Raw genomic sequence first — 6,779 nt, forward strand, 5'->3', positions numbered from 1 at the left:
CCGTGGACGTGCACATGACCGACCTGATCGAAGGCCGGCACCGCCTGGAAGACTTCAAGGGCCTGGCCGCCTGCGGCGGCTTCAGCTACGGCGACGTGCTGGGCGCGGGCCGCGGCTGGGCCACGTCCATCCTTGAACGCCCCGGCCTGCGCGAGCAGTTCGCGCGGTTCTTCGAACGCCCCGACAGCTTCAGCCTGGGCGTGTGCAACGGCTGCCAGATGCTGGCCCAGCTCAAGGGCCTGGTGCCCGGCGCCGAACACTGGCCGCGTTTCCTGCGCAACCGCAGCGAACAGTACGAAGCCCGCCTGGCGATGGTGGAAGTGCTGGATTCGCCCTCGATCCTGCTCGCCGGCATGGCCGGTTCGCGCATCCCGGTGGTGGTGGCCCACGGCGAAGGCCAGGCCCGCTTCGACCAGCCGGGCCACCAGGACCAGGCGGCGGTGGCGCTGCGCTTCGTCGACAACAGCGGCGCTGTTACCGAGGCTTACCCCGCCAATCCCAATGGCTCCCCGGCCGGCATCACCGGCCTGTCCAGCCGCGACGGCCGCGCCACGCTGATGATGCCGCACCCTGAACGTGTGTTCCGGACCCTGCAGATGAGCTGGCACCCGGCCGGCTGGGGCGAAGACTCACCCTGGATGCGCATGTTCCGCAACGCCCGCGCCTGGGTCGGCTGACAGCGCGGAGGGAGGGCAGGCGAGGGGGCAACCTGCTAAATTCCGGGCTCCCCCGACGCTGGAGCCCCGCGTGGCCGCGGCCCTGAACGAACAAACCGGCAATGCCGACCTGCGGGTCGCCGAAGCCCTGGCCGAACGCGGCCGCCTCAAGGACAGCGACCTTGCGCGCGCGCAGCGCCTGCACGCCGAGGCCGGCGGTTCGCTGGTGGCGCTGCTGGTGCGCCTGGGCATGGTGTCCGAGCGCGACATGGCCGAGACCGCCGCCGAAGTGATGGGCCTGCCGCTGCTGTCTACCAAGGACTGCCCGGAAGCGCCGCCGCCGGGCGTGCAGCTGTCGCAGCGTTTCCTCAAGCAGGCTTCGGTCTGCCCGGTGGGCGAAGACGAAAACCACGTAGACCTGCTGGTCGCCGACCCGCAGGACCCGTACGCCGCCGAAGCCGTCGCCCTGGCCACCGGCCGCGCGGTGCGGATATCGGTCGGCCTGCGCGCCGAAATCGCCGACCTGATCGAGCGTTATTACGGCAGCGGCCGCTCGGCCATGGGCACCATCGTCGAAAACCTCGGCGACGAATCCAGCGGCGACGAAGCCGACGTCGAACAGCTGCGCGACCTCGCTTCCGAAGCCCCGGTGATCCGGCTGGTGAACCTGGTCATCCAGCGCGCGGTCGAACTGCGCGCCTCCGACATCCACATCGAACCTTTCGAAAACCGCCTGAAGGTGCGCTACCGCGTTGATGGCGTGCTCGAGGAAGCCGAATCACCGCCGGCCAACCTCACCGCTGCGGTGATCTCGCGCATCAAGATCATGGCCAAGCTCAACATCGCCGAGCGCCGGCTGCCGCAGGACGGCCGAATCATGGTGCGCGTGCAGGGCAAGGAGCTGGACCTGCGTGTCTCGTCCGTGCCCACGGCGCACGGCGAATCGGTGGTCATGCGCCTGCTCGACCGCGAGTCGGTGGTGCTGGACTTCAAGGCCCTGGGATTCACCGACGAATTCCTCGACAAGTTCGTCAAGGTGCTCGAGCAGCCGCACGGCATCCTGCTGGTCACCGGCCCCACCGGCTCGGGCAAGACCACCACGCTGTACGCCGCGCTGAGCCAGCTCAACACCCCCGACGTGAAGATCATCACCGTCGAGGACCCGGTCGAATACCAGATCGAAGGCATCAACCAGATCCAGGCCAAGCCGCAGATCGGCCTGGACTTCGCCCAGGCCCTGCGCAGCATCGTGCGCCAGGACCCGGACATCATCATGATCGGCGAAATGCGCGACCTGGAAACCTCGCGCATCGCCATCCAGTCCGCGCTCACCGGCCACCTGGTGCTGTCGACGCTGCACACCAACAACGCCGCCGGCGGCATCACCCGCATGATGGACATGGGCGTCGAGGATTACCTGCTCACGTCCACCGTGAACGGCATCCTGGCCCAGCGCCTGGTGCGCCGCATCGAGCCCACGCACGCCGAGAAGTACGAGGCGTTGCCGGAGGTGATCGAAGAATTCGGCCTGCGCCGCTTTCAGCCCGAAGGCACGATCTACCTCTACCGCCCGAAGCCTTCCGCGCTCACGCCCACCGGTTACCTGGGCCGCACCACCATCATGGAATTCCTGGTGATGGACGACGAGCTGCGCCGGATGGTGATGCAGCACGCCGGCATGGGCGAGCTCGAGGACGCGGCGCGCGCCCGCGGCATGCGCACCATGTACGAAGACGGCCTGCTCAAGGCCATGCAGGGACTGACGACGATCGAGGAAGTCCTGCGCGTGACCCAGGAAGCCTGAGCCGATGCCGCTGTTCCGCTACAAGGCCCTGTCCACCGTCGGCGAAACGCTTGAAGGCCAGATGGAGGCCGGCAGCGCCGACGAAGTGATCGTGCGCCTGCAGGAACAGGGCCACCTGCCGGTGGAAGCCCGCCGCGCCGACGAAGACGGCGCCGGCGTAGGCTGGACGCCCCCGTGGCGGCGCAAGGAATTCGACGAAGAACAGGTGCTGCAGTTCACCCAGCAGCTGGCCACCCTGCTTGGCGCCGGCCAGCCGCTGGATCGTGCCCTGGGCATCCTGCTCGAACTACCCGAAACCGCCCAGGCCAAACGCGTGGTCGAACGCATCCGCGAGGCCGTGCGCGGCGGTACGCCGCTGTCCACCGCGCTTGAACAGCAGCACGGCGTGTTCTCGCGCCTGTACGTGAACCTGGTGCGCGCGGGCGAGGCCGGCGGCAACGTGCACGAATCCCTGGGCCGGCTGGCCGACTACCTCGAGCGCAACGCCAAACTGCGCGGCCGGGTGGTCAACGCGCTCATCTACCCGGTGATCCTGGTGGTGATGGTGTTCGCCTCGGTGGCCTTCCTGATGGCCGTGGTGGTGCCGCAGTTCCAGGAACTGTTCGAAAGCATGAACGCCGACCTGCCCTGGTATTCCGAAGCGGTGCTGCAGATCAGCCTGTTCATGCGCGCCTGGTGGTGGGCCGTGGCCATCGTGCTGGTGGGCGCCGGCCTGTGGCTGGCCGTACGCCTGCGCGAACCCGATGCCCGCCGCGCCATCGATGCGCGCCTGCTGCGCATGCGCTACGTCGGCGACCTGGTCGCGCGCCTCGATACCGCCCGCCTGGCGCGCACCCTGGGCACCCTGGTCCGCAACGGCGTGCCCTTGCTGAACGCGCTGAACCTCTCGCGCCCGGTGCTGTCGAACCGGGTGCTGGCCGACGCGGTCGAGGCCGCCGGCGAAGACGTCAAGACCGGCAACGGCCTGGGTTATGCGCTTGGCAAGCAGAAGTGTTTTCCCCGCCTGGCCGTGCAGATGATCCAGGTCGGCGAAGAGTCAGGTGAACTCGATACCATGCTGCTGAAGGTCGCCGACACCTTCGACCAGGAAACCAGCAATGCGCTCGACCGCCTGATGGCCGCGCTGGTGCCGGCCCTGACCATCCTGATGACGGTGGTGGTCGCGGTGATCATCCTGTCCGTGCTGCTGCCCATCTACGACCTCACCAACGCCATAGGCTGACCAACATGCAACGAGCCCCCCGCAAGTTTTCCGCCCCGCGCAGCCAGCGCGGCATGAGCCTGATCGAGATCATGATCGTGATCGTGCTGATCGGCGGCGTGCTGGCCCTGATCACCAGCCGCGTCATGGGCGGCCAGGACCGCGCCAACGTCAAGCTGACCGAAAGCCAGCTGATCACCCTGGCCCAGAAGGTCGACGCCTACCGCCAGGACACCGGCAAACTGCCCGATTCGCTCGACCAGCTGGTCACCAGCGGCGGCCAGCCGAACTGGCTGGGCCCCTATGCCACGGCCGAGGAACTGAAGGATCCCTGGAAGACGCCGATCGAACTGCGCCGTCCCGGCACCAACGGTCCCTTCGAGCTGGTCAGTCTGGGCGCCGACCAGGCCCCGGGCGGCGAAAGCGTCAACGCGGACATCCGCAAGCCCTGACGGGCCGGCGACGCCGCCATGAATCGCGCGCGCGGCATGTCGCTGCTGGAACTGCTGATGGTGCTGGTGCTGGTCGCCACGCTGGCCGGCATCGGCGCGACGGTGATCGGCCGGCAGCTGCCGGGGCGTGAGCTGCACGACGCCGCCCGCACCGTCGCCGGCGAACTGCGTTTCGCCCGTGCCCGCGCCATCGCCACCGGCCGGCCGCAGGTGTTCGTGATCGACGTGAACACGCGCAGCTGGCAGGGCGCCGACAACCGCCAGGGCACGCTGCCCGAAGGCCTGGACGTGGTCGCCACCACCGCGCTCGAAGAGCGCCCCGCACGCGACCAGGCGGCGGTGCGGTTTTTCCCGGAAGGCGCCGCCACCGGCGGCCGGATCGTCATCAAGCGCGGTGAAGCCGCCTGGCGCGTGGACGTCGCCTGGCTCACCGGCGAAGTGACGCTCAGCCGCGGCGAGGGCCCGGCATGAAACACGCGCGCGGCTTCAGCCTGATCGAAGTGATGCTGGCCTTCGTGCTGATGGCGGTGTCGCTGGGCATTCTTATCGCCATCCTGGGCGGCGGCCTGGCCCAGGTGCGCACTTCCGGCGACGCCACCGAAGCCAGCCTGCTGGCGCAAAGCCTGCTGGCCGAGCAGGGCGTGCTGTCGGCCATCGAACCGGGCACGCAGCAGGGCGAGTTCGCGCGCGGGCGCTACCGCTGGACCCTGGAAATCACCGAAGTGCCCGATCCGGCGCCCGCGGCGCCGGAAATCCCGGGCGCCGAGCCCATCGAAACCGCGGGCCGGGTGATGCCCAACGCGCCGGTGCTCTACCAGCTGCAGCTCGACGTCGGCTGGGGCGAAGATCAGTACGCCCGCTCGCTGCGTTTCACCAGCCTGCGCGCGCGTTATCCGCAGGTGCTCGAAGGCGGGCTGCAATGACCCGGCACGCGCGCGGCTTCAGCCTGATCGAAGTGATGATGGCCACCGCGCTGCTGGCGGCGGGCATGGCCCTGGCCTTCGCCGCGGTCAGCAACGCCACCCGCGCCACCGCCGCGGCCGAAGTCGAGTCCGCGCGCAACGAACGCCTGCGCGCGGCCCAGGGATTCCTGCGTCGCCAGCTCGAAGGCGCCTTGCTGCTGCCCATGGAAATACCGCGCGCCGGCGAAGAGGCGCCGGTGTTCGAAGCCAGCGCCGAGCACCTGCGCCTGGTCGCGCCGATGCCCGGTTACCTTTCGCGCGGTGGTCCGCACGTGCAGGAATTCCGCCTGGTGCGCGGCGCCGGCGGCCTGCGCCTGGAATTCCAGCACCAGCAGCTGAGCCCGGAAGGCCCGATCGAACACGATCGCCCGCCTGAAGTGCTGCTTGACGGCATTCGCGACGCCCGTTTCGCCGTGCGCACGCTTGAGCCCGACGGCGAAGCCGGCGACTGGCTGTCGGACTGGGAACAGGTCGGCCAGATCCCGCGCCTGGTGCGCCTGGAGCTGGAGTTCGCCGAACCGCGCGCGCGCTGGCCGGATTTCATCGCCGCGCCGAGACTGGGCCAGTCGCCGCCGCCGGGCGCCGGCGCCGGCCTGCTGTCGCCCGGCAGCCCGGTGCCGCTGCCCGAAACCCCGGGGCCGGTGCGATGAAAAATTCCCGCGGCGCCGCCCTGCTGCTGGTGATCTGGCTGCTGCTGTTGCTGGCGGGCCTGGTGGTGGTGTTCGCCTTCAGCGCCCGCATCGAGTCCATGCAGGGCAGCGCGCTGCGCACGCGCCTGGCCGGCCAGCTGGCCGCCGAAGCCGGCATCGAAATCGCCGCCCTGCGCCTGAGTGAAGCCGACCCGACCCGTCGCTGGTTTCCCGACGGCCGCCCCAACAGCTTCCAATACCAGGGCTTCCAGGTGGACGTGCGGGTGCTGGACGAGTCCGGCAAGGTCGCCGACGCGGCCCTGCTGGCCGACCTGATGCTTGCCCTGGGCGTCGAGGAACTTCGGGCCCGGCAGCTGGCCGGCGCGATCCAGGACTGGCGCGACAGCGACGACCTGCTGGCCATCGGCGGCGGCGCCGAAGATCCCGACTACGCCGCCGCCGGTCTCGATTACGGCGCCAAGGACCAGCCCTTCAACACCGTGTCCGAACTGCAGCAGGTGCTGGGCATGGACGCCGACGTGTACGCGCGGCTGGTGCCGCACGTCACCGTGTTCACTGCGGCGCCGCGGCCCCTGCGCGATTTCGCCCAGCTGCCGGTGCTGCAGGCCCTGGGCATGAGCCCGGCCGACGCCGCCCTCTGGATCGAGGCGCGTTCAGCCTGGCAGCCGGGCCTGCCCATGCCTGTTTCACCCGAGGGCGGCGCTCTCGCCGCGGCCGGGTCCGGCACGTATAGTGTCGCCAGCCGCGCCGTCCGTCCGGACGGCCTGGCGGTCGAAGTCACCACTACCGTGCGAATCGGCGCGGCGGCGGGCTTCGGCCAGCTCTACGCACCGCTGGCCTGGCGGGTAGGGGAACCCGACTGATGCCTGCTGTCGATCAACTGACCACATCGCTTGAAACCCTGCGCCTGCGACTGGCACGCACGCCGCTGCCCGGCTGGGGCCGCGAAGCCGCCGCCGCCTGGCGCAGCGTGCTGCCGCCGGGCCTGCGCCCGCTGCTGCAGGGCGACAGCAACCGCCTGCTTCTCGACCGCCAGTCCGACCTGCTGCAGGTG

Annotated in this window: 9 protein-coding genes; all 9 read left to right on the forward strand. The window is 69.8% G+C overall.

Annotated features, from left to right (window positions below; all coding sequences use genetic code 11):
* Positions 1–677: phosphoribosylformylglycinamidine synthase subunit PurQ (locus AACZ35_RS11055; RefSeq protein WP_339829203.1), on the forward strand; the 677-nt coding region annotated here is incomplete at its 5' end.
* A gap of 70 nt (positions 678–747) precedes the next feature.
* The gene (gene gspE / locus AACZ35_RS11060) at positions 748–2,460 is read left to right on the forward strand and encodes a type II secretion system ATPase GspE (protein WP_339829205.1); all 1,713 of its coding nucleotides are present in this window, start codon (positions 748–750) and stop codon (positions 2,458–2,460) included.
* A gap of 4 nt (positions 2,461–2,464) precedes the next feature.
* A complete protein-coding gene (locus AACZ35_RS11065; protein ID WP_339829207.1) occupies positions 2,465–3,682 on the forward strand; it encodes a type II secretion system F family protein in 1,218 nt (405 codons plus the stop codon).
* Between the two features lie 5 nt (positions 3,683–3,687).
* The gene (gene gspG / locus AACZ35_RS11070) at positions 3,688–4,113 is read left to right on the forward strand and encodes a type II secretion system major pseudopilin GspG (RefSeq protein ID WP_339829209.1); all 426 of its coding nucleotides are present in this window, start codon (positions 3,688–3,690) and stop codon (positions 4,111–4,113) included.
* Positions 4,114–4,131: 18 nt separating this feature from the next.
* Complete coding sequence (locus AACZ35_RS11075) at positions 4,132–4,584, forward strand: GspH/FimT family protein (protein ID WP_339829211.1); 453 nt, start codon at positions 4,132–4,134, stop codon at positions 4,582–4,584.
* A complete protein-coding gene (locus tag AACZ35_RS11080; protein WP_339829212.1) occupies positions 4,581–5,036 on the forward strand; it encodes a prepilin-type N-terminal cleavage/methylation domain-containing protein in 456 nt (151 codons plus the stop codon). The genes AACZ35_RS11075 and AACZ35_RS11080 overlap by 4 nt, the downstream gene beginning before the upstream one ends.
* Positions 5,033–5,725: a prepilin-type N-terminal cleavage/methylation domain-containing protein gene (locus AACZ35_RS11085; RefSeq protein ID WP_339829214.1), complete on the forward strand. Its 693-nt coding sequence runs from the start codon at positions 5,033–5,035 to the stop codon at positions 5,723–5,725. The genes AACZ35_RS11080 and AACZ35_RS11085 overlap by 4 nt, the downstream gene beginning before the upstream one ends.
* Positions 5,722–6,588, forward strand: a complete 867-nt coding sequence (locus tag AACZ35_RS11090) for a type II secretion system minor pseudopilin GspK (protein WP_339829216.1) — start codon at positions 5,722–5,724, stop codon at positions 6,586–6,588. Before AACZ35_RS11085 ends, AACZ35_RS11090 begins: the two co-directional genes overlap by 4 nt.
* Positions 6,588–6,779: hypothetical protein (locus AACZ35_RS11095; protein ID WP_339829218.1), on the forward strand; the 192-nt coding region annotated here is incomplete at its 3' end. The genes AACZ35_RS11090 and AACZ35_RS11095, both read left to right, overlap by 1 nt.

The sequence above is a fragment of the uncultured Arenimonas sp. genome, from assembly GCF_963976025.1.
Lineage (GTDB): Bacteria > Pseudomonadota > Gammaproteobacteria > Xanthomonadales > Xanthomonadaceae > Arenimonas.